Origin of the sequence: Tissierella praeacuta DSM 18095 (genome assembly GCF_900128955.1) — a bacterium.
GTDB lineage: Bacteria > Bacillota > Clostridia > Tissierellales > Tissierellaceae > Tissierella > Tissierella praeacuta.
In genome coordinates this window covers 1-25,595 of the sequence record NZ_FQTY01000009.1, presented here as the reverse complement: position 1 = coordinate 25,595, position 25,595 = coordinate 1, and the positions used below count along the sequence as shown (strand labels likewise).

At 29.8% G+C, this 25,595-nt stretch carries 25 protein-coding genes, 1 tRNA gene and 1 riboswitch; of the genes, 2 read left to right on the top strand and 24 right to left on the bottom strand.

The annotated features are described in order from the left end of the window. Window positions 1-25 precede the first annotated feature (25 nt). From BUB33_RS10165 to BUB33_RS10085, 17 genes are all read right to left on the bottom strand, one after another. Window positions 26-1,162: an N-acetyl sugar amidotransferase gene (locus BUB33_RS10165; RefSeq protein WP_072976132.1), complete on the bottom strand. Its 1,137-nt coding sequence runs from the start codon at window positions 1,160-1,162 to the stop codon at window positions 26-28. Between the two features lie 37 nt (window positions 1,163-1,199). After that, the gene (locus tag BUB33_RS10160) at window positions 1,200-3,044 is read right to left on the bottom strand and encodes a motility associated factor glycosyltransferase family protein (RefSeq protein ID WP_072976131.1); all 1,845 of its coding nucleotides are present in this window, start codon (window positions 3,042-3,044) and stop codon (window positions 1,200-1,202) included. Further along, complete coding sequence (locus tag BUB33_RS10155; RefSeq protein ID WP_072976129.1) at window positions 3,031-3,657, bottom strand: hypothetical protein; 627 nt, start codon at window positions 3,655-3,657, stop codon at window positions 3,031-3,033. Before BUB33_RS10155 ends, BUB33_RS10160 begins: the two co-directional genes overlap by 14 nt. A 140-nt stretch (window positions 3,658-3,797) precedes the next feature. Beyond that, a complete protein-coding gene (locus BUB33_RS16845) occupies window positions 3,798-4,925 on the bottom strand; it encodes a flagellin N-terminal helical domain-containing protein (RefSeq protein WP_072976127.1) in 1,128 nt (375 codons plus the stop codon). Between the two features lie 113 nt (window positions 4,926-5,038). Next, window positions 5,039-6,592 carry a response regulator gene (locus BUB33_RS10145; RefSeq protein ID WP_072976125.1) on the bottom strand — a complete coding sequence of 518 codons (1,554 nt, stop codon included), beginning with the start codon at window positions 6,590-6,592 and terminating at the stop codon, window positions 5,039-5,041. A 34-nt stretch (window positions 6,593-6,626) separates the two neighbouring features. Further along, entirely contained in the window at window positions 6,627-6,860 is a 234-nt protein-coding gene (gene csrA / locus BUB33_RS10140; RefSeq protein WP_072976123.1) for a carbon storage regulator CsrA, read from the bottom strand. A gap of 1 nt (window position 6,861) precedes the next feature. Continuing rightward, window positions 6,862-7,311 carry a flagellar assembly protein FliW gene (gene fliW / locus BUB33_RS10135; protein ID WP_072976121.1) on the bottom strand — a complete coding sequence of 150 codons (450 nt, stop codon included), beginning with the start codon at window positions 7,309-7,311 and terminating at the stop codon, window positions 6,862-6,864. A gap of 171 nt (window positions 7,312-7,482) precedes the next feature. After that, the gene (gene flgL, locus BUB33_RS10130; RefSeq protein ID WP_072976118.1) at window positions 7,483-8,463 is read right to left on the bottom strand and encodes a flagellar hook-associated protein FlgL; all 981 of its coding nucleotides are present in this window, start codon (window positions 8,461-8,463) and stop codon (window positions 7,483-7,485) included. A gap of 33 nt (window positions 8,464-8,496) precedes the next feature. Next, window positions 8,497-9,951, bottom strand: a complete 1,455-nt coding sequence (flgK, locus tag BUB33_RS10125; RefSeq protein WP_072976116.1) for a flagellar hook-associated protein FlgK — start codon at window positions 9,949-9,951, stop codon at window positions 8,497-8,499. Between the two features lie 5 nt (window positions 9,952-9,956). Further along, a complete protein-coding gene (flgK, locus tag BUB33_RS10120) occupies window positions 9,957-11,366 on the bottom strand; it encodes a flagellar hook-associated protein FlgK (RefSeq protein ID WP_072976114.1) in 1,410 nt (469 codons plus the stop codon). 2 nt (window positions 11,367-11,368) lie between these two features. Continuing rightward, window positions 11,369-11,836 carry a flagellar protein FlgN gene (locus BUB33_RS10115; protein ID WP_072976112.1) on the bottom strand — a complete coding sequence of 156 codons (468 nt, stop codon included), beginning with the start codon at window positions 11,834-11,836 and terminating at the stop codon, window positions 11,369-11,371. 15 nt (window positions 11,837-11,851) lie between these two features. Next, window positions 11,852-12,136 (bottom strand): flagellar biosynthesis anti-sigma factor FlgM, encoded by a 285-nt coding sequence (flgM, locus tag BUB33_RS10110; protein WP_072976110.1) that lies wholly within the window; start codon window positions 12,134-12,136, stop codon window positions 11,852-11,854. 63 nt (window positions 12,137-12,199) lie between these two features. Then, entirely contained in the window at window positions 12,200-12,616 is a 417-nt protein-coding gene (locus BUB33_RS10105) for a TIGR03826 family flagellar region protein (RefSeq protein WP_072976108.1), read from the bottom strand. A gap of 13 nt (window positions 12,617-12,629) precedes the next feature. Continuing rightward, the gene (locus BUB33_RS10100; RefSeq protein ID WP_072976107.1) at window positions 12,630-13,289 is read right to left on the bottom strand and encodes a ComF family protein; all 660 of its coding nucleotides are present in this window, start codon (window positions 13,287-13,289) and stop codon (window positions 12,630-12,632) included. Window positions 13,290-13,294: 5 nt separating this feature from the next. After that, complete coding sequence (gene recD2, locus BUB33_RS10095) at window positions 13,295-15,595, bottom strand: SF1B family DNA helicase RecD2 (protein ID WP_234950030.1); 2,301 nt, start codon at window positions 15,593-15,595, stop codon at window positions 13,295-13,297. 49 nt (window positions 15,596-15,644) lie between these two features. Beyond that, a complete protein-coding gene (metK, locus tag BUB33_RS10090; RefSeq protein ID WP_072976104.1) occupies window positions 15,645-16,817 on the bottom strand; it encodes a methionine adenosyltransferase in 1,173 nt (390 codons plus the stop codon). An 89-nt stretch (window positions 16,818-16,906) separates the two neighbouring features. Beyond that, window positions 16,907-17,007: riboswitch (SAM riboswitch) on the bottom strand. A gap of 68 nt (window positions 17,008-17,075) precedes the next feature. Next, window positions 17,076-17,546, bottom strand: coding sequence for a COG2426 family protein (locus tag BUB33_RS10085; protein WP_072976102.1), 471 nt, complete (start codon window positions 17,544-17,546; stop codon window positions 17,076-17,078). Between the two features lie 458 nt (window positions 17,547-18,004). Between BUB33_RS10085 and BUB33_RS10080 the strand changes: the two genes are divergently transcribed. Continuing rightward, window positions 18,005-20,041 (top strand): methyl-accepting chemotaxis protein, encoded by a 2,037-nt coding sequence (locus tag BUB33_RS10080; RefSeq protein WP_072976099.1) that lies wholly within the window; start codon window positions 18,005-18,007, stop codon window positions 20,039-20,041. Between the two features lie 181 nt (window positions 20,042-20,222). Next, window positions 20,223-20,299: transfer RNA gene (locus tag BUB33_RS10075), tRNA-Pro, on the top strand. 115 nt (window positions 20,300-20,414) lie between these two features. Here BUB33_RS10075 and BUB33_RS16075 read toward each other — a convergent pair. From BUB33_RS16075 to BUB33_RS10045, 7 genes are all read right to left on the bottom strand, one after another. Beyond that, entirely contained in the window at window positions 20,415-20,567 is a 153-nt protein-coding gene (locus BUB33_RS16075; protein ID WP_159429184.1) for a hypothetical protein, read from the bottom strand. A 103-nt stretch (window positions 20,568-20,670) separates the two neighbouring features. Further along, on the bottom strand, window positions 20,671-22,218 hold the full coding sequence (locus BUB33_RS10070; RefSeq protein WP_072976097.1) for a hypothetical protein: 1,548 nt from the start codon (window positions 22,216-22,218) through the stop codon (window positions 20,671-20,673). 34 nt (window positions 22,219-22,252) lie between these two features. Next, a complete protein-coding gene (locus BUB33_RS10065; RefSeq protein ID WP_072976095.1) occupies window positions 22,253-23,305 on the bottom strand; it encodes a nucleoid-associated protein in 1,053 nt (350 codons plus the stop codon). Between the two features lie 161 nt (window positions 23,306-23,466). After that, on the bottom strand, window positions 23,467-23,775 hold the full coding sequence (locus BUB33_RS10060) for a phage holin, LLH family (protein WP_072976093.1): 309 nt from the start codon (window positions 23,773-23,775) through the stop codon (window positions 23,467-23,469). Continuing rightward, window positions 23,765-24,034, bottom strand: a complete 270-nt coding sequence (locus BUB33_RS10055; protein ID WP_234950029.1) for a hypothetical protein — start codon at window positions 24,032-24,034, stop codon at window positions 23,765-23,767. Before BUB33_RS10055 ends, BUB33_RS10060 begins: the two co-directional genes overlap by 11 nt. Next, the gene (locus BUB33_RS10050; RefSeq protein WP_084725372.1) at window positions 24,031-25,278 is read right to left on the bottom strand and encodes an N-acetylmuramoyl-L-alanine amidase; all 1,248 of its coding nucleotides are present in this window, start codon (window positions 25,276-25,278) and stop codon (window positions 24,031-24,033) included. The genes BUB33_RS10055 and BUB33_RS10050 overlap by 4 nt, the downstream gene beginning before the upstream one ends. Window positions 25,279-25,294: 16 nt before the next feature. Beyond that, window positions 25,295-25,549, bottom strand: coding sequence for a hemolysin XhlA family protein (locus BUB33_RS10045; RefSeq protein ID WP_072976210.1), 255 nt, complete (start codon window positions 25,547-25,549; stop codon window positions 25,295-25,297). Between the last annotated feature and the right edge of the window lie 46 nt (window positions 25,550-25,595).

Sequence of the window (25,595 nt, the reverse complement as noted above, 5' to 3'; positions counted from 1 at the left end):
TTTAAAAACCTGTTATTAAATTAAATCACTCGTTAAAATCAACTCCAACTTTAAACTTTGGAATCCATTTTTTTAGTTTTTCATCTTTGTAAAATAACTTTTTATTAACGAATTTATCAACCACAGACCAAAACTCGTCATTAGTTATGTTAATATACTCACAAAAATAATCAATATATTTCTTACCACATTTTCCATCATATTCATTAACTAACCATATAGCTTCATCCCTATCTATTCTTCCTTCCCTAATATCATAGCATGCTTCATCGGTAGCAAATCCAAATCCAAATTTATAGTACTTTAACATTTGATTCACAATTTGCAAATCAGAATCTAATGCACTATTTCTTCTATAGCGTCCAATATCATGCAATTTATCATTATACCTACCTATCAACCCTCTAGAAATTGAAAAATCAGCATTATAAACTTGTGACCATTCTTTAAGATAGTACTGTAAATAAATTGCTCTTATACCTTTTTGTTTTAACTTTTCCTTATTAGGAAATTGATACATATATAATTGTTCTATCTTTATATCTTCTGAAACCCAATCCGAAGCATTTCCTCCAGCTAATGTATTACCTTCATTAACATTCAAAGCATTATCATCTTGTCCAAGTCCAGTATTAGTAACGCCTAATGTAAGAGCTGCATTTTCCCCTTGAATTACTAAAGGTATATCAAATTTATCCGCTATAATATAGGTTGAAGCATATAAAGAGTATTCTGATGGTTTTAATATATTTCCAAATTCATAAAAAGATTTTTTTACTAGCTTTTTTAAAATTTTAGGATTTGGTCTAAGTTTTATTATGTCGAATCCATAATTAATTAAATTTTCAATATTTCTTCTTCCTATTTCAGTTATTTCATCAGGTTCAGAATTCACTAATAAAATATTTAGCCCTAATTTTTCTTTGGCATATAAAGCCTGAAACATACTGTCTTTTCCTCCACTAACTCCAATAGCACATTGATATGGTCCCTTAGCATTCTTCTTTGCCCATTCTGCTATGTTTTGTAATTGTAATTTTCTATCTTCCCAGTTAATATTAACCTTGCTTTCTTCATATAAACATGCATTACATATACCTTCATTATTAAACTCAATCCCTGGCCTAGTATTTGGCTGAACACACTTTTTGCAATATTTCATATCGTCATACCTCCCAAATCTTTAGTACTTATAGTGACTAACCTAAATGAATCAATATATCTTTTTTCATTTCTTCATATATAGGTCTTATTAGATCTATATCTAAGCTACACTTAGTAATAAATCCTTTGTAATTATTTAATAAATCCATATGTTTCTTATAAATATCTTTCTCCATCTTAAAAATCTTTACAGCATTAGCAAGTAATTTGTGTTGAACTCTGTTCATTTGTAAAATAAATGTATTAAAAAATATATTAGATTCTAATGCTGTGATGCTTATATCTAATTTATTATACATAATTTCTAATTGTTTAAAATTTCTATTTCTAACTAACTCTAGCATTTTGTGTAAGTTTGTATTATATTCTCTTATCCATCTATATGACTCCTCTAAAGCCATATCCATGACTTCGACCCTCTTTTTTAACTCTTCTTTATTATAATTAGTTTTATACCCATCCAGCCAGTTGTCTATTACAACTGTTTCCTGTAAGTCATTATCTATCAGATCTTTTAATTCTCTAAATTCAGCACCATATATTTTTGCTCCTCCTTTTGTAGTGTTAATTACTCTTCCTCTTTCCATGTTAGAAATATATAACTCTAATTGCTCTCTCATACTATTAAAAGCATCCGTAGTCAATATTTCATTTCCATATACATCATCAACAAATATATCTGTTCCTCTATCATCAAAAGGTATATCAGGATTGTAATGTACTCCTTCAGCATAATAGTTTTTATTTCTGTATCCTAAATTTTGACCTACTAGTACAATTGGACTAAATCCTAAATTTGCTAATAATTGCAAAGTAACAACTGCGATACTAGCTGCATCTAAGACTATATCAATTTCCATATCTGAAGTTGATTCTAAGTAATAATTTGCTATTTTATCCTGAGAAGTTATCATATGATACTTTTTCCCTGGATAGTTTTCCAATGTTTCATATCCTACTGATGAGCCAAATATCATAGGAATATTCTTTATATCTCTTTCCTTAATTTTCTCAAATACTTTTTGATTATGTTCAGTTGGATCATAGGTAGTTGCTGCATGGGGATAAATATTGTGATATATAAGAGTATTTATAGAAGAACCTACACTAAATATATAAGCAAGACCATTTTCCTTAATGTATCTAATATTCTCTATTTCTTCATTTAATGATGGACCAGCTGCTACTAATATGGCTGGTTTATTCTTAAACTCACCCTTTTTTTCCATCAATATATTTGGAGTAGATAAAACTTCTTTAAAATTCATCATGCTATTTATTATCCATCTTCTTTGAAAGGAATAATCAGTCGCTACGCTACTTCTCTTAGCCTTTATTATATCTAAAAATGTCTTATTAAATCTTTTAAATTCCTCTTCAAAAACTTGCTTATGAATTGGTAGTTCAATTATTATAGTCTCTTTTCTATTTAGTTCTAAGAATTCACTAATATCAGATTCGATACTATCTAATCCTAGACTTATAGCTCTTAAATTTTTATATTCTGTTTTAGATAAATCTCTAACAGATAAAAATTTCTCCATTAGCTCTGGTATTGGTTCAAATATATAGAAATTATTATTTAGATTTTCTTTTACAAATAAATCTATATGATATCCTAAACCTGTTCCATAGAATATTACATTCATATCTTTTATATCCTTATATTCTTCTACAATAGTTTGTGCTTCTCTTATTGGATCATATTTACTATGAAGATATATCTTTTTATTGTCTTTGTTATATAAAAGTGTCTTGTCTCCTTTTCTTGTTTCCTCTATTAAAAATTGTTTATCTTCACTTTCTCCTACTAATTTTAATTTCTCTCTTACTAATGGAAATTTTTCTCTTAGGTAATTAATATTATCAATTAAGATCATCTAACTTTCCCTCCATCTTAACTAATTCTAATAATCTTTCTCCTATTTCATTAAAGATTGGTAATATTTCATATAAAAGTATATCTGCTATTGTAACATTATCATTATTTTCTAATGCTATTTCTAAATCTGGTAATATCTCCTTTAATGCAAATATTTCTTTAGCATATAAATTCCAAGATTTATAGTTTGACACTACATCTTTAAGTCTTTTATCTTGATCTATTGAAAAAAAGGTGTTAATTATCCAAGTTATTCCACCTAATAAATCATTCAAGTCATTCCATGTCTGTCGTTCTGAATTCTTATAGAATTTATTTGCAAGCTCTTCTATTTTTTCTGGGACTCTTTTAATATATTCAAAGGCAGATATTAATATATCATGAACTAATTCTTTATATGTCAGTGCAATTACTTTTACTTCTTGTATTACCCTAATATTTTCTAAAAAATAATCATAAAAATCTTGATATACTTCGAAATTATCTATAATCATATAACTTAAAATCTTAGATGATTTGTTAATTATATTATCTATTTCACTAAAGATATTATCAATTTCTTTTATATCATTTCTCGACTCTAATACTTGATCTTCTATATAAATTTTCAACATAAAACCCCCATTCTTCACTATGTATATATTATCGGCAAAATCTGATATATATTTACATGATACAATATTTTACTAAATAATTACATAAAAAAAGATAATCAGAAAATTTCTGACTATCTTTTTTATTATATTGTTAACTATCTTAATAATTGTAATACAGTTTGAGGTGCTTGATTTGCTTGAGCCAACATAGCAGTTGAAGCTTGTTGTAATATGTTTTGTTTAGTTTGCTCCATCATTTCTTTTGCCATGTCTACGTCTCTAATTCTTGACTCAGATGCTTGTAGGTTTTCAGCAGAAGTATCTAAGTTCTTGATAGTATGCTCTAATCTGTTTTGAATAGCACCAAGTTTTGATCTTTCTTTGGAAACTGTTTCTAATGCACTGTTAACTATAGTTATTGATTTTGATGCTGCTGACTGGCTTGAAATATTTATTCCTTTTCCAGATACTGCAGTACCAGTTCCTAAAGATTTAGCTGCCACTGCTTTTGATACACTACTACCTCCACTTTTACCTTCTGCATAATTAACAGTAAGTCCAAGACCCTCAAGTGCTGATTTAACTTCACCTGCCGTTGCTTTTATTGTCTTTGCTGTCTTCTCAGTCCCTAATGTCACTACGTAAACATCACCTGACATTTTTGCTGAAGTAATTGTTCCACTTGTTTTACCAGAAACTGCAGCTATTTTTATATCCTTATCTCTGCCAACTACTTCTAGACCACTAATAGCAGCTAATGTATATTCTTTACCATCTACTTTTAAAGCCTTTGCAGCCATATCGTTAACTTTTATTGTTACATCTTGTCCTTCATTTGCACCAATGTGGAATTTCTTACCTTCAAATGAACCATCTAATAAATTCATTGTATTGAATTGAGTTGTTGTAGCTATTCTAGTAATTTCTTCTGATAGTTGGTCAATTTCATCTTGAAGATTGCTTCTATCTACTCCTGTATTTGTATCAGTTGCTGATTGTACAGCTAATTCTCTCATTCTTTGAAGGATTGCGTGAGTTTCATTTAAAGCACCTTCAGTAGTTTGAATTAAGGAAATACCATCTTGAGCATTTCTTGATGCTTGAGTAAGTCCTCTGATTTGACCTCTCATCTTTTCTGATATTGCTAATCCTGCTGCGTCATCTCCAGCTCTATTGATTCTAAAGCCTGATGATAATTTTTCCATTGATTTTGCACCAGCAGTATTTGATATGCCTAGTTGTCTATGAGTGTTTATTGCTAACATATTGTTATTAATTCTCATTATTTATTCCTCCTTGATTTTCGTTGTTGGCATCCTTGCCAAAATATTTTAGTACCTTTGGCCAAAAGGTTTATTAACTTTCATTACTATTATCGGATGGTATTTATATTACTTTAGTGTTTTTTGGAAATTATTTTTGTTTTTTCATCTGAATATTTTTCTTTTATTTCCAAAAACTCATCTAAATTATCAAATAGTATGTCCACTAATACTGGGTCAAAGTGTTTGCCTCTTTCTTCTTTGAAATACTCTAATATATCATTCATACACCAGGGCTTTTTATATACTCTAGGAGAACCTAGAGCATCAAATACATCAGCTATAGCCGATATCCTTCCGTAAATATGGATTTCCTCACCTTTTATACCCCTTGGATATCCTTCACCATCATACCTTTCATGATGTTCGTGAGCCACTATAGATGCTGCCTTTAAAATTTCTCTTTTTGAGTTTTTTAAAAGATTATATCCTATTGTTGTATGGGTTTTTATTATGTTAAATTCCTCTTTAGTTAGCTCTCCAGTTTTTAAAAGTATCTTATCCGGTATGGCAACCTTTCCTATATCATGTATTGGGGAAGCATGTGTTAATAACATGATTTCCCTTTGAGATAAACCATATTTTCCCCCTAACAACTCACAATATTTGGATACCCTTTTTACATGATATCCTGTTTCTTCTGATCGAGCTTCAGTTACTTCTCCTAATGTATATAATATTTCTTTTTGAGTTGCTTCTATTTCTAAATTCAAACATAGGTTATCAAAGGTTGCAGCTATACTTTTATGAAATATATTTAATAACTCTATATCAACACAATCCATATTATCGTAGCGTTCAATAAATATAATGGCTTCACTTCCAGCTGTACTTTTATATCTAGCTATATAGCAGTTATCAAAAAGTTCATGCTCCCCACCGTTATATATCTTAGCTACCTTTATTAAATCATCTTTTAATATGGTTTCTCTAACTTTATTATTTATAGAAGTCTTATAATTACCAGTTCCACCAATTATTCTAAATATATTGCTCTCTCCTTCTTTTACTGCTGCAAAAGAGTTTGTAGGACAATTTTCTTTTCCAAATCCTTTACATTGATTAATTAATGAACTAAGATGATATAAACTAGAAGTTAAAAAATCATTAAGTGCATCTTTTTCATATAATTTAGATATAGATGATACTACTTTTTCCATTGATTCTTTATGATTTTTTATTCTATTAATGTCCCTAAAGGATCTTAAAGATGAAAGAATAACTGTATTCATCTTTTTAGAAAACAGGTCTGATTTATTTTCATATCCATTTATATCATAATTTAATATTATCTTATCTTGTAGGATAGCTGAATCCTTTCCTGTCATTAAAACTATCCTAATATTAACATCCTTTATATCTTCTCTAATATATCTTACTAAATTTAAGCCAGTATCTTCTTCTTCCAAAAATACATCTAACAGCACTAATGCTATATTTCTATTTTCCTCTAATACCTCAATAGCTTCTTTCGATGTATAAGCACTATAAAATATTATTCCTTTATCCTCAAATATGAGATCTTGGTTTGCTTTCTTTAACATTCTATGTATAAAATTATCATCATCAACTATTAATACATTCCAAAAATCATTTTTGCTAATGCAAGTTCTGGGTAAATCCTTCATATTATAACAATTCCTCCTTGAATAATTGCAATATTTAAGTAGTTTTTTTATTGAAGAGTCTTTTTACGTCGTCTAATTTAGAAGTATTGTTAAGAGCTGCTAAGTTTTCATCCTGCATTTTTTTATATAATTCTTTTCGAATAATATCTATATCTCTTGGAGCATCAATTCCAATTTTAACTTTACCATCTTCCATTTCCAGTATCTTTATCTCAATATTTCCATCTATAATTATTGATTCATCTTTTCTTCTAGTTAGGATAAGCATTTTACTCCCCTCCCATTTCGGAATCTTGGTTAAATATAAAATGCTTGGTTGTATATCTTTCATCATCTAAAATTACTTGTTTGCCTAACATTTTCTTCCTATTAATAACTATTGGTCCTGACAAATTAGTTGTCATCTTTTTAATATCTTCTGGTATCACTACTATTGTATATATATTCAAATCTTCTTCTTTTTCTATTTTCAATTTATTGATTGCTATATCTGGAAGTAATATATCATAATCATCAAATATTTCAAATGGATTTACAACAATAAAAGATAACTCCTCTTTATTAACGGACTGTAATGAGTGGAAGGGACTTTCTTTATCTTCATTCAATATAAGTACAAATTCTTTTTCTTCCTCAAAAGCTGGAATTCCTTCTTGAAAATAAATTATTTTATCTTTTTCTATCTCTACTTCTCCGAAGTTTTTGGTTCTGATCTTCATTTATATTACCCCCTTATCGTAATTGAGAATCAAATGGTAATCTCTGGTGACTTATGTATTAATTACATTATAATACAATATGTAAAATTATTATATATTAATTTCTAGTCTTCTTCTAGAGTATTTATATTTGAAAAATAATAAGGGGCGACCAAAAGGCACGCCCTATAATTATCTTAGAAAATCCATTAAACTTGGTTGTATAATTCTTGTGCTTACTCCTAGACTTGCTCTATAGGCATTTTCTTCTATGGCTAATCTCATCATAGCATCTGGTAAGCTAACATCTTCATTAAAGGAAAGTAAATCCTTTAAATTTACCAATTGATTTTCTAACTTATTTCCTGTCATTTCCAACCTATTGGCTTTAGCTCCTATTTCTGCAGTAACTGATAGGACTTGATTCATTGAACCCTTAATATTACCTAAGGCTTCTTGAATTTTATCAGGATTTGATGGAGCTGATAATGCATTTTCTAATTCATCAAATACTGCTATTAAATATGGCTTATCTCCCTTAGATATTTCAGCTGAATAGCCTGGATTATCGGTTTTCAAATTTGCACCATCATACTCAGCCTTTCCGAAAACCTTATTCCCCAGAGTATTAACATCTACAGTTTCTGCAACTCCAACATTATATACAAATATCTCATCTTTTTGTTTTCCATCTGCATCTGTATACTTCTTTAAATCAACATTATATGTTCCATCGTCATTTAATAATTTCTGATCAGTTTTAAATCCTGTAAATACTGACCTTCCTGCATAGGTTGAGTTTCCTGTTTGTATCAAATGACTTTTTAATTCTTTTATTTCATCTCTTATTTTATCTAAATCCTCCGTATTAGTACCATTGGCTGCTTGTACTGTTAGTTCATTTGCCCTATGGAGTATTTGGTTGATTTCCTTTAAAGCTGATTCTGTTTCCTTCATCCATGCAGCTGCATCCTTGGTATTTCTAACATATTGTTCTACCTTTGAAATGTCCGTATTAAACTTTAATGATTTACTTGCACCTATCGGATCATCAGAAGGTACTCTAAACTTCTTTCCTACTGTAGATTCATATTGTAATTTCTCTAACCTTTGTAATGTATTATTTAAGTTATATGTCATATTACTTACAAGCATATTATTTGTTATTCTCATTAGTTTTTCACTTCCTTCTGTTAATTAATCGGACTATCGTCCTACCATTCCCAATCTATTTACTGTAATATCTATTATCATATCCATTGTTGATATCATTTTTGATGATGCCACATACACATGTTGAAATCTTATCATATCTGCCATTTCTTCATTTAGTTCTACTCCTGATATGGATTTACGTTTTGTTTCTATGTTTTTTTGCATAAGCTCCTGAGTTTTATAGAACCTTTCAGCCTGAAGGCTATCTACTGCCATAGATGAAAGCATAGCTTTAATAAAATCATCAGGTGTTCCTTGGGATAATCCAGTTGGAAAGAAACTCTTATCCTCCCTTTGTTTTATTAATCTTAATAAATTGGTATTATCTTCTGATGCTCCACCTGGATTTCCTGCTGCTGCTATTTTTTTAACATCTTTAACAATTTCACTATTTATGGTTAATGTTGCAGCTGTAATATTATTTGAATTATTTCCAGCTCCTACAAAAAAGTTAATTCCTTCATCACCTGCTGCACGTGTTTCTCCTTCTCCATATCCCTCTTTATGCAATTCATTAAACTTCTCTGCAAACCCCTTTGCAAAATCGTCTAGTTGCTTTTGAAAATAAGGTATACCCCTATAAGAATTTCCTTCTCCATCTCCTTGAACCATATCTAGTAGCCCTTTTAATTCTCCTGATTTAATATTTACTTCTCCACCATTTTCCCAATGAATTGTATATTTGTCTTTTCCATTATCATTAGTAATTTTAAGAGACATTTCATTTGTATGTAAATGGTCTACTATTGATATACCTCCAACAGAAACATTGTACTTCCCATCTGGAGATTCACTTACCTTTACATTTACAATCTTAGATAACTCGTCCACTAGCAATTCTCTTTTATCTCTTAAATCATTGGCAGGCTTCCCATCTATTTCCGCTGAATAAATTTGTCTGTTTAATTTTGCTATTTGATCACTTAAATTATTTATATTCTTTATTTTTGTTTCTATTTCATATTCAGTTTCTTTCTTCATCTCTTGTAATCTTTGTGCTGTTTCATTAATATGTTTTGTCAAAGCCATTGAATTTTGAAGCACAGGTTCTCTAAAGGCCAAATCCGAGGGATTTTTACTCATTTCATCTAAGGATTTATAAAAATCATCCATATACTTTCTAAAACTATTATTAGATGGCTCTCCCATTAACTTTTCTATTTCTGTTAGGGAATTATTCTTTATTTGCCACTCTCCCATTGAACCTGTTTCATTCCAATATTTAAAATCCACAAAGGAGTCTCTTACTCTCTCAACATTATAAACTTCTGTACCAGTTCCTAAGAAACCTACACCTGGCATTTTATATGGAGATGTGGCTCTTTGCTCTATTTGTTGTCTTGAATATCCCTTTGTGTTTGCATTATCTATATTATGATTTGTAGTATATAAGGCTCTTTGAGATGCAAGAAGTCCTCTTACTGCTGAATTAAATCCGAAAAACATTTACTCTACCTCCCCACTAATCCCACTCTAGTCACTACTGTTTCTATCATCTCATCTATTGCATTTATTACTCGTGAGTTTGCTGAATATGAATGTTGAAAACGAATCATATCTGCCATTTCTTCATCTAAGGATACATTTGATATACTCTTTCTCTTATCATCTATAGCCTTTATTAGAAATCCTTGATTCTTCGCTATGGACTGTGAAGCTTCTCTTTCTATGCCTAGTGTAAGTATTATATTCCTATAATATCCTTCAATATCCATATCTTTCTCACCATTTCTATCTCCATAAAGCTTTTTATCTCTAAGTTTACAAATTTCCTTAGCTATCTCTCCATCTCCCTTAGCACCATTGGTAGATGATATAGCTATTTTATTATAATTAGAAAGCTCTGGATTTACTTTTATATTAGCTGCAGTTATCTTCCCACCTGAACCTATAAAGAAAGGTATTTTATTGTTATTTCTCTCTAAATCAAATCCCCTTTCATGAAGTTTATTTACTTCATTAGCAAATTCACCAACCAACTCATCTAATTTATTCATATATGTTACCATGGAACTATCTCTTACATCTATGAACCCTGCCAATTCTCCTTGTCCATTTAGTTCTATTTTCTCATTGGAATTTTTCCAATAAATATGCCCCAAACCATTTTCATCGTTTTTTATATCTATTGTACTAATATAGTTTCCATTTATTAAATCCCTACCTTGTAAAGATACTACTGTTTCTCCGTAAGCATTTTCATAGGAGGTAACTGGTATTAGTTCTGACAACCTATCTAATAAAGCATTTCTCTCATCTCTAAAATCATTTGCCTTTATCCTGCTGCCTTCACCTTCTACTAATTTAATATTATTATTTAACTGTCCTATTTCATTTAATATATTATTTACTTCGTCTACTTTTACAAGAATTTCCTTATTTAAATTTTGTCTTATATCATTAAGCTGTCTTGATATATGATTTGCAGTATCTGTAAAGGCAACGGAAGATTCATGTACAAGTCCTCTTATAGTTAAGCTATCTGGCTCCTTAGATAATTCATTCCAATTCTTCCAAAATCCATGCATCACCTTTTGTAAACTACTATTGCTTATTTCATTAAATACACCTTCCAAATCCTCAAGGATTTGAGATTTAGCATAATGGTATCCAAATGTAGTTATCTCTCTCCTTACTTTTATATCTAAGAATTCATCTCTTATTTGTCTTACTTCAATGACATTAACCCCTGTTCCCTTCTGAAACCTCCCATCAGTTGTATATGGATTATTTGCATGTATTGCCGATTGCCTTACATAATTTGGATTGTTTGCATTAGATATATTATGTGAAACCGTATCTAAAGACATCCTTGATGCCTGTAAGCCTGTTATTGAAATATATAGACCTCCAAATCCCATATCTACACCTTCCTATCAAATATATTGTTTCTACTGGATTTTTTACTTTCATTGCCATATCCTGGCTCCATATGAGCACTGGTAATTAAATTCATATTAAAATCAATCCAATCCAAGTTTTCTCTTATGATATCATTGTTCAATTTATTCCTAAATGAAAGTTCTTCCATTATATTATGCATTTTATCTGTAATATCTATTAGTTCCTCATTGTCTTCTGGTAATTTTTCTATAATACTAGAAATGGGGGTGTTTACAGCTAACCCCCAAGTATCTAAGAGTTTTTCCCTTTCTTCTTCTAATGTCCCTATTTTGTTTATTAAAATTTCTTCTTTTCTTGTAAGTTCTTCTAAATCATTTATAAGATTATCTATAATAATATCTGTTTTCCTAAAAGAAAGTTCCTTTAACTCTACTAAAATATTCATTTCTTTTTCTAAAATTAGCATCAATTCTTCTGCAAAAGTCATTTCTATCACCGACCGCTAAATTTTTTTGTCAAAATTAACTGTTTCCAATATCTTTTCAGCTATTTTCTTTCCATCTACATGATAAGACCCTGATTGAACTTGCTCCTTTATATATTCAACCTTATCCATACGTATATCTTCTACATCCTTAAGCTTTTGTAATGCATATTGAAATTCTATTGCCTTCTCAGATATCTTGAGCTCATCTGTATCTTTTCCTCTATTATCTGATTTAACCTTTTTAATCCCTGAATTTTTGTTATACACTTGGAAAATATTATCCAGCTTATTTATTCTCATAAAAAACACCCCTCTTACCTATTCATTATTATTATCGGTAAAAAAGGGGGTTTCTTTAATGTTTTATCTTCTTTTTTCATATCTATCTATTAATCTGAATTTTTCCTCTACCTTTTTATCTATTGTTGTCTTTTTAGATCTCGCAGAGTCTACTACTTGATTTAATTCTCTTTGCAAATCATTAGAGCATTTATCACAGAACCTTCCAGTCTTAATGCTTATTCCACATTTTTCACATTGGAGTATTAAATTGCTGCCGTCTGCTACTTCAAGTCTTCCCTCCCTTAAATAACTTATTATCTTACTTGCCTCTACACCTGTTGCTTCTTCAACCTCAACCATATTTGCTCCTGGATATTCATATAAATATTCTTTTACCTTTTGAAAATCCTTCTCGTCATCTCTTCTACAACTAGGACATATTTTAAAACCATCATAATTATAGATTTTCCCACACCTTATACAATTTCTTATATTCATAATTTCACATCCTTTAATTATTTTTACTTGATGTCAAAGCAAGTCCAACTACTTCCTTTGCACCAGCATTTATAAGCACCTTACTGCATTCTTCCATGGTTGCACCTGTTGTTATAATATCATCTATTAAAAGAATTCTTTTATTTTCTATAATATTTGAATTTTTTACTTGAAATGAATTTTTCAAATTTATTATTCTATCAATTTTATTTGAATGGCTTTGTTCCTTTGTCCATTTTATCTTTATTAAACTATCTCCAAATAAAGGTTTAGATAATTTTTTTGATATGTATTTTGCTAGTAATTCTGCTTGATTATATCCTCTTAGGGCTTCCTTTCTCCTATGAGTTGGAACATAAATAATTCCATCTATATCATTATCCATGTTTTTATTTTTAATGGTTTTAATCATGATTTCACTAAAGGGTTTATATAGATAGTTCTTTCCATTATATTTATAATCCTTAATCTTTTCTCTAACAAATCTATTATATGAAATGGAATAATAGACCCTTTTAATATAAGGCGAGTCTATATCTATCTCTTTATCTAGTATTTCTAAATTTCTATAACAATCTTTACATATGTATCCCTCTCTATTTTCACTTTTTTCTTTACATAAGAGACAGATATGTCTTGTTGGAAAAATTAAATTATTTAAGGTTTGAAGCAACTCTATCACCCCATAAATATGGACATATAATTTCTAATCTTCTTATCTAATGCTGAATATCTTTTGGTTATCCTGTTGTTTTTTATCATCATAGACAAATATCTTTCCTCTCCTACTAATACAACCAGGTCTTTTGCTCTTGTAATGGCTGTATATAATAAATTTCGAGTTAGAAGCATTGGAGGTCCCCAGCTAATTGGCATAACAACTATTGGAAATTCAGAACCTTGAGATTTATGTACTGTTGTGGCATAGGCTAACTTTAATTCATCTAATTGATTAAATTCATACTCCACTTCCTTTTCATCATCAAATAAAACCTTCATTATCCTATCTTCTTCATCTATCTCTATTATAAAACCAAAATCTCCATTAAAAACTCCTTCGCCAGTAGTTATTTCTATACCATCTTTTATTATTTTCCACTCAGTTGTATAATTGTTTTTTATTTGCATCACCTTATCTCCAACTCTAAATATATCATCCCCTATGGTTTTTTCTGCTTTAGTGCTGTCCTTTGGATTTAAAATAGACTGCAAATGTTTATTCAACGAATTAATACCTATATCTCCTTTTTTCATAGGAGTTAGAACCTGAATATCCTTCAGTCTATCCACTCCATAAAAGCTAGGAAGTCTTTCAAAACAAAGTTCCAATATAGTCTCTAATATTCTATTGCTGCTTCCTCTTGTTAAGAAAAAAAAATCCTTATCCCTTTTGTTTAAAATGGGTTCTTCCCCTTTATTTATCCTATGGGCATTTACTATTATCATACTTTCTTCTGATTGTCTAAATATTTGATCCAATCTTACAATTTTAATTACTCCCGATTCAATAATATCCTTTAATACATTTCCTGCACCTACTGATGGCAATTGATCTATATCTCCTACTAAGATTACACGAGTTCCTGGGTTTATAGCCTTGAGTAGTGAATTCATAAGCAGTATATCTATCATAGAGGATTCATCTATAATTATTAAATCTGCATCTATAGGGCTATCTTCATCTCTTCCAAATGCCATAGATTCTTCTTCCATAAAAGAATATTCAAGTAGTCTATGTATGGTTTTTGCTTCTCTTCCTGTGGTTTCCGTCATTCTCTTAGCTGCCCTCCCCGTTGGTGCCGCAAGAATTACTGATAGATTTAAATCTTCACAGATTTTTATAATGGCATTTATGGTCGTAGTCTTTCCTGTACCTGGTCCTCCTGTAATGACCACTAAACCATTTTCTAAGGACTCTTTTATAGCAAGAACTTGTTTCTTGGCAAAATTAATATTTTCTTCTTTCTCTATTTTCTTTATTTCATTCTCTATATCTATGTCTAATTCTTCCAATTTAACTTGAGATAATTCTACGAGTTTTCTACTAACATTGTTTTCTGCCATATGAAATGGAGTATAGTATATAAGTATGTCTTCATTATCTGTAATTAAATGAATATTTCCCCTAAGCCCTAGATTTCTTATTCCTTCTTCTATTGAGCTTTCTTCTACTTCTAATAATTTAGATACATTAGATATCAACTCTTCCTTTGGTACATAACAATGTCCATTACCTGCAAACTCCATTATTATATATTTAATCCCCGCTTCTACTCTATAAATTGACTCTTTATTTATACCCATTTTTGATGCTATTTTATCAGCAGTTTTAAATCCTATTCCATAAATATCTTCCGATAATCTATAAGGATTCTCACTAATTATATTTATAGTGTCTTTTCCATATTTTTTAAATATTTTTATACCATAATTCACTGTAATACCATACCCCTGTAAAAACACCATAATATCCCTTAACTCTCTTTGTTCTCCATAGGCTTCTATTATTTTTTCAAGCTTTTTCTCACCTATGCCAGATATTTCCTTTAATCTTTCCGGATTATATTGTATGATTTCAAGTGAATCTAATCCAAATCTTTCAACTATTTTTTTAGCTGTCTTAGGTCCAATATGAGGAATTAAACCAGAGGATAAATAGTTTTCTATTCCTTTTAAGGTGGAAGGTACTACTGTAGAAATACTTGTAAAAGCTAGTTGCTCTCCATAGGTTGGGTGATAAATCCATTCTCCCTCAACCTTTACGGTTTCTTCTAAACTTATAAAGGGAGTGTTGCCTACTATGGTAATATCTCCATCAGATGTATTAAGTTTTGCAACTGTATAGCCATTAGATTCATTTCTAAATCTTATTTCCTCAATAACCCCTTCTAGCACCAACATTTTATTCACTCCTGTTTGTTCAATTAACAATTGTTCTGATCCAGCTATATAATCCTTTATACAAATTTCCATAGCCATACTTATAATTGTTAACTGTTAATTGTGCATTGGAGAATTATTGAGAGGATTATCCCCTCAATAATTCCACCTTGTCTGTTTTTTCCCATGGTAAGTTTAACTCTTCTCTACCAAAATGTCCATAGGATGCTAATTGTCTATAGATTGGTCTTTTTAAATCTAAATTCTTAATAATAGCTGCTGGTCTTAGATCAAAATGTTTTTTCACCAGTTCTTGGATTTCTTCGTCAGATTTCTTTCCTGTTCCAAATGTATCCACATAAATAGATAATGGTCTTGCTACTCCTATGGCATATGCTAGTCCTACTTCACATTTATCTGCTAATCCTGCTGCTACTATGTTTTTAGCCACATATCTTGCAGCATAAGCAGCTGATCTATCTACTTTAGTTGGATCTTTGCCTGAAAATGCTCCTCCCCCATGTCTTGCGTAGCCACCATAGGTATCTACTATTATTTTTCTTCCAGTTAATCCTGCATCTCCCATAGGTCCCCCTATTACAAATCTGCCTGTAGGATTTACATAGTATTTAGTGTTTTCATCTAATAATTCATTAGGTATTATTTCCATTATTACATGTTTTATTATATCTTCTCTTATGGTTTCTAAAGCTACATCTGGGCTATGCTGAGTAGATACTACTACATTTTCTATCCTTATGGGCTTATCGTCATTGTATTCTACTGTTACTTGAGTTTTACCATCTGGTCTTAGATATTCCAATGTGCCATTTTTTCTTATATCTGCTAACCTTTTAGCTAATTTATGAGCCAAAGATATAGGTAATGGCATTAGCTCCTTAGTTTCATTGCATGCATAACCAAACATCATACCTTGATCCCCAGCACCTATTAAATCCAGTGCATCATTAGAGTCAGTTTTTTGCTCTAATGCCTTATCTACTCCCATGGCAATATCACTTGATTGTTCATTTATAGAAGTAAGAACAGCACAAGTATCACCATCAAAACCATACTTTGCCCTTGTATATCCTATTTGTTCTATTGTTTCCCTCGTTACTTTAGGTATATCAACATAACATTTTGTAGTAATTTCACCTACTACAAGTACCATTCCAGTTGTTACTGTGGTTTCACAAGCAACCCTTGCATCTGGATCCTTTTTAAGTATTTCATCTAATATAGCATCAGATATCTGGTCGCATACCTTATCTGGATGTCCTTCTGTTACTGATTCAGAAGTAAATAACCATTTTTTCATTCATTTGCCTCCCATTTTTTAAATTTTAAAACTCGCTAAGTTAGGTCATAAAAAAAACCTTTTTAGGAAAAGGTTTGAGCATTCGCTTTACCTCATCTCTCAGAACCTGGTTCTGTGGGATTTAGCACCTTGTATAATACTGGTTGCTGGATTTCATAGGGCCCATACCCTCCATCACTCTTGATAAGGAACTATATTTAGTTTTTATCTAAGAAACATTTTATCATAGCATAAAATACTAGTCAATGATGATAGGATTTAAAATAATGAAAATACCCCATAGGATATGGTGGCCACAATAATACCTGCTGTTATTATACCTAGAGATATTGATAGTAAAGTTTTTTTGAAATCCAGTTTTAATATAGATGCTATAATAGAACCTGTCCACACACCTGTAGTTGGAACTGGTATAGCTACAAATATAAATAATCCTATTAAACTATATCTTTTTATAATACTAGCCTTTTTCATGGCTCTTCTTTTTACCCAGCCTATTGTATTTGAAAAAACTATAGTCTTTTCAAAGTATTTCATAATAGGTTGAAGTAATTTTAATAAAAATGGTACTATGGCTATATTCCCTATTATGCTTAAGATTGTACTATGTAATGGACTAAGACCTAAAGATATACCTAAAGGTATAGCACCTCTAAGCTCTACTATAGGCATCATTGAAAAGAATATTACCATAAGTTCTATTTGTAGTTCTTCTATTAACTCCCACATATAATATTCCTCCAATCTTAATAATAATTATAAGCTATCTTAAACTATTGTTCAATTAACTTATTTAATTATAAATAATATAAGGTAATAAATAATAATGAAAGAATTCATTATCTTATAAAAATAAATCTTCTATAACTAGCTATATAAAAATTTATATGTATGAAATAAATTCATACTATGAAATTATTTCATACATATTTTTTATTATATCTTTAAATAAAAACATTCATAATGCCACTAAGGGGCTAATATAGGTCTATGAGAAAAAGCAGAAACCATGGCATGCTATTTGCATAATTATATTTAGAATATAAAATCAATGTTAAAATTGCTCCTATATATAAAAAGAAAGGGGCATTATTTTTATTTAAAGGTATTGAACAGCATTTATTATACAGAGTATAAATCTATTAATTATATATGGGTTTACACTAATAAAAATAGGAGATGAAAAGATGAATAACTTAAAAAACAAAAAAACTGGAACCATCAAATTCAAATTAATTGTAGTACCATTAGTCTTAGTATTTATTACAGTTTTAAGTATAGCCCTAGCTAGTTCTTACTTATTTAAACAAAGCTTATTGAATGCAAAGAAACAGAGCGGTTTTGAATTAGTAGATCAAGTAATAAACAGAATAAATGATAATTCAAATGCAATTCTAACTATTAATCAAATCTTAGAAGAAAATATGAGAGCTGCAGCAAACACTACTATTAAAAATCAGGGTAATTTAAGTAATGAACTTTTAGATAGTATTGTAGAAAACTCAACTATAGATGCCATCTACTGGTATGATAATAATATGGAAATAATATATTCTACAGTTCGAGGAGATATAGGTTGGATAGTCCCAGAGGAACATCCTTTAACTAAATTTATGAAAAGTAATGATACTGAAGTTATGGAAGCTATAAGACAAGATAATGCTTCGGAAAATGGAGATTATTTTAAGTTTGGAGCAGTTAAGGCAAAGAATGGGGAGTTTGTTCAAGTTGCCATTCTTGCTAATAAGATCCAGGAATTAACAACAAAATATGAATATCAAAATCTTGTTGAAAATTTATCTCATAGAGATAATGTAATATATGCAGAATTTATTGATTCAAACTCTACTATTGTAGCCCATAGCAATAAGGATATGATAACTACAAAGGAAACAGATAATAATATAGTTGCAGCTATTACGAATCAAGAAAAATATTCTGCTCTATATGATAATAAAGGTAATAAAGTCTATGAAGTATTAGTCCCTGTTAATCTAGATGATAAGTATATAGGCTCTTTAAAAGTTGCATTTTCTATGGATGAAACTTTTAAAGCTATTAATAGAAATATTTATAATATTACATTAATAGGCCTCTTATTATTTGTTGTATTAGGATTTATTTTGCTTTCTATTTCTAAAGGTATAGCAAAAAGCCTTTATATTACAAAGGAGCATTTAAATATTATGACCTCGGGGGACTTTACTGTCCATATTCCAGATGATTATCTTAAACAAAAGGATGAATTCGGAGAAATTGCTAATGCCATAAAAAGTCTTCAAATTTTTATTAGAAATACAACAGAAAATATAGGGAACTCGGCAAAAATGCTAAAATCTGCATCAGAAAAATTAACATCTGCCAGTAAAGAATCTACAATAGCATCAGAAGAAATAGCAAATACAATTCAGGAAATAGCAAAAGGAGCCAATGAGCAAGCTAATGATACAGAACAAGGTGCAATAAGCATTAATGTTCTAGGAGACTTAGTAGAAAAAAATCAAGAATTTATTGAGAAATTAAATACATCTACTAAAAAAGCTAACTCTCTAAAAGATGAAGGAATTGAAGCCATAAAGAAATTAGTTACCAGTACTAAGATGAATCAAGATTCTGTAAAAGAAATAAATGAAATAATTATAAATACAAATAAAAGTGCAGAAAAAATAGAAACTGCCAGTCATATGATTCAAAGTATTGCAGAACAAACTAATCTATTAGCATTAAATGCAGCAATAGAAGCAGCCAGAGCAGGAGACGCAGGAAGGGGTTTTGCTGTTGTGGCAGAAGAAGTACGAAAATTAGCTGAAAGCTCTAATGAATTTACAAAAGAAATAGTCACTATAATAAAAGAATTAACTACAAAAACAGAATATGCTGTAGATAATATTAAAAAAGTTGAAGAATGTACAGAATCACAAGTAACAAATGTAGAAATAGCTAATAAAAAATTTGGGGGTATTGCATCAGCCATAGAAAATATGAAAGTATCAATAGATAATGTCAATAACTCCGCAGCACAAATGCAAATAAAAAAAGAAGAAATAATAACAATTATTTCAAATTTATCTGCAATATCAGAGGAAAATGCTGCTGGCACAGAAGAAACCTCGGCAGCTGTAGAAGAACAAATGGCATCTATGTTAGAAATAGAAAATTCATGTGAATTTTTATTAGAGCTATCAGAAGAAATGTATAAAAGTATTTCTAAACTTAAATATTAAATTAATATCTGCACTTTATATAAAACATCTAGATATTCAAAGATAACCCGAGATTTATTTTGATATTGTGTGTTTTTATTGTATATATACACATTATAACTGTTTTTTAACAAATATAGCTCATTTTACACTATTGCATTTTTATCCATTCCATCGTATAATGTAATAGTTGAGTGAGCGACGGGGTGTAGCGCAGTTTGGTAGCGCACGTGGTTTGGGACCATGGGGCCGGGGGTTCAAATCCTCTCACCCCGACCATCGACAGTACAAAGATGAAATCGAAATAATAAATCTTTGGACTAAAAAAGATTAACCTATAGGTTTTCCTATAGGTTTTTTAATTTTTTGACGTCAAAGAATAATATCCTCAACTCTATATCATTACATCCTTGCCCAATTCTATTATTGTTACAACTATAATCCTTTTCACTACACCAATTATATAGTCTCTTTCATCTTCTGTAAATTCCATAAGGTCTAAAGAACATAATAAATCCCTAGCTATAAATAATAGGCTCTCTACCATTATTTATCACCCCTTACATTGAATTTTACTTATATAGTTCTATATTTATTTAAAGAATCCTTCTTTTTGGGAGAAATAAAAAAGACCAGGATTAAACTCCTAGTCACAGCGTTTTAATTGCTTCTTTTACCTTATCAATATTACATAAGATATAAATTCCTATAAAACTAAGAACTATTATTGAAACCGCATATACTCCCCAATATATCCAAAAACTTTTTACACTTTCCTCCATTGTTCCTCCAGAATACTTAGGAATATCCCTAGGTATAAGTATTTTACTATACATTTCAATATGTTCATCATAGTCTTTTTTTATCACCTTATATCTTCTTCGATAGAAGAACAAGTTAATAGTCCCCATAACAGAAATATATATAATATATATAATGATTGATAATTTTATAATGTTTATGCTCTTATTGCTAGAATACGATACCGCAGCTGCTAATATAATACCAGCTGTACTCAATAAATTAGTGTTCATAGTTTGAATAATTAAATTAACTTCTTTTATTAGCTCATTAGACTTATTGCTAATCATTTCCTTCATTTTGTTTCTTTCGTGAAAATAATATTCTACATTCTCCTTCAAATATATTTCAAAATTTGAGTAAACCGATTCAGCTATCTCATGTATATTAATTAATAATGCTTTATAATTAGTTGTATTGCATTGTTCACATAGAAATATAGTAATAATATTTCTTAATATTGTTAATCTGTCTAAAGTTTCTTCCTTATATGCCCATTGATATAAATTAAATAGTGATACGATGTCTTCATTTGAATAAGTTGCAGTACTATCATATTCAATAGTAATCTTCTTTTGACCATTAATAACATTAAACTTTTTCCCTTCATTAAAATTCGAATAATTAGATATAAATGACAATATAATATCCATTGATTTTTCTAAAAAAACATTTTTTAATTCCGGAGAAAAAACAAATTGGGTATTTGAAAAATCAAAAGTTATATGCTGTGGAATTAGCCATGAAGTTGCATCTATCCAATGACAATTTTCATTTCTGATTCTAATAGTTCTATCAATTTTTCCGATATCAATGTTATGAGTATAATTCTGTTTAATATAATCATGTAACTCTAGTAAAGAGTCTCCTCCCCATACAAGCATAAATTCATTTTCGATAAAAATCGAATCGTTCAAAATTAAAATTATAGTTTTTTTATCTCTTGCAAGTAAGTTTCTTTCTATAGAATCTAATGTAGATTTATTTACTATTTCAATAAATGTTTCTTCATCACTATATAACATGCAATTAAAACGAGATGTAATATCGGTTCCGGAAAAAATTAAATCTAATAGTGCTGTTTTGTTTATATTTACTTCTATATTGATATCATCATATATATCTATCTTGTCTTCTAAATCATTTCTATGCAATGAATTACAAGTTTTATCAATATACACACTATCAGCGGGATCTCTGCTAGGCCAAAACCTAATAGTAAGAGAGTTTCCAAAGTGAATGTATATATCATTAAAGTCAAAATCAAGTAAATGACGTATTTCATTACTTTTAAATTCTTTTTCAAATTTAATATAATTATCTTTTTCGATATTTATTATGCTATCCCAATTCAATGAACTAAAAAAAGAATTCAATTTTGAAAAATACACATTCATTTTTTCTCACTCCCTTTGAATAAATTTGTTTCAATTATAAAACATCTATCTTTAGTTTCTTAACATTTTTTATTATGATGTCAACTACATTTGGATCCTCTTCATGTTGCTTAATCTCAAATTTGTCATCTTCCTCAGTGGCTTCCACTTTAGAAGTAATTTTAAATCTTGTATCTGTGGTATATGTCCTATTTCTAGTAGTCTTATTTACCGTTTCTTCATCTATATCAAAGGTATGATCCCCTATTTTACTTGAAATTATGTTTTTATAATCTTCTAATAATCTAGCATCATTTCCAAAAGCCTGCTCAGCAAAAGATACAACATTGACACTTTCACCTGTTTGCAAAGTACTTACTAATAATTGCTGCAATTCACTCGTTTTTTGTGGATTGTCAGAAAAATTGCTATATATGAATTTTTGTGTAATAGTTTTAAAATCTCTAGTATTATCTGAATCTGTACGAGCTAATTTACAATGCAAAAAACTTATTGCAAAAAAATCTGAAACTAAATTATCTTTCTTGCTTTTTATGGCTTGTTTATCTAATAAGATTATATCGTATTCGCTAGTTTCATCATAGCTTTTTATAAATGCACATTTTTGTATTTTTTGATTTTTGCTTGGAATGCCCATTCCTGTGCTTATAATTGATATTTTTATCTTTCCTTCAATATCTTCTACCTTGGTTTGGAAATTTTCGTTAAAGTCCATTTTTAGCAAACTAATAAACTTAGTTCCTTCAGTTATACACAAACATATTACAAAATTTGCTGGTGATATATTTGGTCTAGATTTCATTGAATCATATAGATAGCTGGCTATTATTTTTGAATTGTTAATAAATTTATGATCATCAGCAATTATTTCTTGACAAGCTTCTTTGACTATGTTTTTTTCCGACTCAAACTTTGCTAACCTTCTAAGATCCTCATTTATTGACTTAATAATGTGTGTAGTTAATAATGTATTTATTTTTTCCCCCATCTCTAACTCAAAGTCATTAAATATCTTTATATCTTCTTCATTGTCTAAAATATGTACTATGGCCTTTAATATTCTTGTTTCTTTTATATTCCTTAGCATGATAATCCCCCTCATATTTCTACTAATTATTTAGTTCGACACATGAAGGTAAAATCCTTTATTTATTTTTCGACATTTTTCGATATTAAACATATTTTATTAATTTTACTATACTCATATTACCATTAATATTCCTCAAAAATAAAAAAAGACCCTAGATTTTACTCTAGAGCCTTATCTTTTATCATGTTTAATTCTTTTACTGCTGCCTCAATCAATACATCTGATTCTTCCATAGTTATATCTATACATTTGCTTGTAAGGAAATCCACTACATATTCTTTCTTTAGTTTACCTTGCCCCTTTTCTCTGTAAATCTGTTCAGCAGCCTCAACAGCTACTTGAACCCAAAACTTAGCATTGTCCCTTTGTTTTTCAGTAGTTTTGGACTTAATAAAAGGAACTATCAGATAAGTTAAGATAGCTCCTAAAATAGGTATTATTACTTTTACAATTATATCAATATTCATTTTCATTCTCCTTTACTTTCTTCTTTTTAATGCTAGATAACATCCATAATTCTCCAGTGGTAAAAGCAAACCAGGCACCTATAAGGATCTGTGGTTCATTTCCTACCTGTAGAAATATATAGAGAACTGCGGATGTAAAAATAACATTTAATAAAATTACCAATGTCACTATAAACTTGGAAAATCTATTTTTCTTTTTTTGTTTCTTTTTTAATTTAAGTAGTTCCTGTAAATCCTTTTCAGTTAGGTTGTCCATCATTTAATCACCACCATATTATTTTCCCAGGTGACTGTTAACCCCATGGCCTCGAACATGTCTCTTATTGGAATGTCCTCTCCTTTTACATTGATATAATTAGTGTTATCCTTGAACTTTCCTTTGACCGCAATTATTCTCCCTGGTAGATTTATCTTGATGTCTTTAGAAAACGGTTCTACTGGTTTAATGGGAGCTACTGTTTCCTCAACTTCCTTTATCATTTTAACTATTTCGGTTCCATAACTAGTGCTAGGTGCCCACTTCCCCCCTAGACTTTCAACTGTAGGAGCTGTGCCTTTAATGAATGAAAAGTGTCTTGGATCTGGTGTGCCTGTTTTTGGATATCCTGAAGCTCCTGCATACAATGCCAAGTGGTCTACTTGAGCTTGGATTCCTTCCTTCCAGCTAGTAAACCTTTTATGTGCATTAGGATCCTTATCTCCACCTCCAGAAGATACTTTCATTCCGCATGGATTATTGAAACTAGCATTTAATACACCACCAAATTTCATATATCCCGTTTCTTTAGCACTTTGGCAATATGTGACTAAAGGATTAACTCCAGCCTTTAATGAAATGTCATAAAATAAAGGTGCTAAATCAATAAATAACTGATTTGCACCTTTTCTTTTTGCCCATTCTTGCATTTGTTCTACTGTAGCCTTCGTTTTGGATATTATCGGTAGTCCATTAATGGTATTATTATCAATATATCTAATTCCTAGATTTTTGAGAATTCCTTTAGCTACTGATTCAGCTATTTCTGATTGTTTATTTCTCAATATTTTTGCATCTTCGGAATTTGAAATAAAACCTAATTCTGCTAATGCAGATGGCATTTTAGTTAATCTTAGTACTGCAAAATTTGCTGTTTTAATTCCTCTATTAACAGTGAATATTTTATCCTGGATAATACTATCTTGTATATCTTTAGCTAGAATAGCTCCTTTTGAACTTCCTGTATGGCTGAAAGTTTCTACACCTCTAGCTGATGTATTAGTAGCAGAGTTGACATGTATTGATACAAATATATCTGCCTTAGCTTGATTAGCCATTTTAGCTCTATCAGATAGTTCTATAAATGTATCTGTTGTTCTAGAATATGATACTTCTACATTGTGCCTTTTTAGTATTTCTCCTATTTTTAATCCTACAGCCAATGTAATATCCTTTTCTTTTAACCCATCTCCCACTGCACCTGGATCCTTTCCCCCATGGCCAAAATCTATGTGTACTTTTACCATGAATTTCACTTCCTTTCTATTTAAATAATCCTTGTTGAACTGCATAAAAAAAGAAGGATACTATTCCTCCTAAAAGTAATCCCATGAACCATTTCATTGTGGAATTTAATGATGCTAACTGCTTGATTAATCCATCTAACCTTTCTTCTAATCTGCTATTTACTCTCTCTATTATATCTAGTCTTTCAGAATGATTATTTATTCTTCTTTCATGTACTGATATTTTTTCATCAATTCTTTTATGCCTTTCTTCACATATTTTATTTTCCACTTTTACACCTCCAAATTTGATAAAAAGGGTAATAAAAAAGACTATC

Bases quoted from the DNA above. Each gene is read 5' to 3' on its own strand.
- BUB33_RS10165 (WP_072976132.1), bottom strand. From the start codon at position 1,162: ATGAAATATTGCAAAAAGTGTGTTCAGCCAAATACTAGGCCAGGGATT.
- BUB33_RS10160 (WP_072976131.1), bottom strand. From the start codon at position 3,044: ATGATCTTAATTGATAATATTAATTACCTAAGAGAAAAATTTCCATTA.
- BUB33_RS16845 (WP_072976127.1), bottom strand. From the start codon at position 4,925: ATGAGAATTAATAACAATATGTTAGCAATAAACACTCATAGACAACTA.
- BUB33_RS10145 (WP_072976125.1), bottom strand. From the start codon at position 6,592: ATGAAGGATTTACCCAGAACTTGCATTAGCAAAAATGATTTTTGGAAT.
- csrA (WP_072976123.1), bottom strand. From the start codon at position 6,860: ATGCTTATCCTAACTAGAAGAAAAGATGAATCAATAATTATAGATGGA.
- fliW (WP_072976121.1), bottom strand. From the start codon at position 7,311: ATGAAGATCAGAACCAAAAACTTCGGAGAAGTAGAGATAGAAAAAGAT.
- flgL (WP_072976118.1), bottom strand. From the start codon at position 8,463: ATGAGAATAACAAATAATATGCTTGTAAGTAATATGACATATAACTTA.
- flgK (WP_072976116.1), bottom strand. From the start codon at position 9,951: ATGTTTTTCGGATTTAATTCAGCAGTAAGAGGACTTCTTGCATCTCAA.
- flgK (WP_072976114.1), bottom strand. From the start codon at position 11,366: ATGGGATTTGGAGGTCTATATATTTCAATAACAGGCTTACAGGCATCA.
- BUB33_RS10115 (WP_072976112.1), bottom strand. From the start codon at position 11,836: ATGACTTTTGCAGAAGAATTGATGCTAATTTTAGAAAAAGAAATGAAT.
- flgM (WP_072976110.1), bottom strand. From the start codon at position 12,136: ATGAGAATAAATAAGCTGGATAATATTTTCCAAGTGTATAACAAAAAT.
- BUB33_RS10105 (WP_072976108.1), bottom strand. From the start codon at position 12,616: ATGAATATAAGAAATTGTATAAGGTGTGGGAAAATCTATAATTATGAT.
- recD2 (WP_234950030.1), bottom strand. From the start codon at position 15,595: ATGGCTATGGAAATTTGTATAAAGGATTATATAGCTGGATCAGAACAA.
- metK (WP_072976104.1), bottom strand. From the start codon at position 16,817: ATGAAAAAATGGTTATTTACTTCTGAATCAGTAACAGAAGGACATCCA.
- BUB33_RS10085 (WP_072976102.1), bottom strand. From the start codon at position 17,546: ATGTGGGAGTTAATAGAAGAACTACAAATAGAACTTATGGTAATATTC.
- BUB33_RS10080 (WP_072976099.1), top strand. From the start codon at position 18,005: ATGAATAACTTAAAAAACAAAAAAACTGGAACCATCAAATTCAAATTA.
- BUB33_RS16075 (WP_159429184.1), bottom strand. From the start codon at position 20,567: ATGGTAGAGAGCCTATTATTTATAGCTAGGGATTTATTATGTTCTTTA.
- BUB33_RS10070 (WP_072976097.1), bottom strand. From the start codon at position 22,218: ATGAATGTGTATTTTTCAAAATTGAATTCTTTTTTTAGTTCATTGAAT.
- BUB33_RS10065 (WP_072976095.1), bottom strand. From the start codon at position 23,305: ATGCTAAGGAATATAAAAGAAACAAGAATATTAAAGGCCATAGTACAT.
- BUB33_RS10060 (WP_072976093.1), bottom strand. From the start codon at position 23,775: ATGAATATTGATATAATTGTAAAAGTAATAATACCTATTTTAGGAGCT.
- BUB33_RS10055 (WP_234950029.1), bottom strand. From the start codon at position 24,034: ATGATGGACAACCTAACTGAAAAGGATTTACAGGAACTACTTAAATTA.
- BUB33_RS10050 (WP_084725372.1), bottom strand. From the start codon at position 25,278: ATGGTAAAAGTACACATAGATTTTGGCCATGGGGGAAAGGATCCAGGT.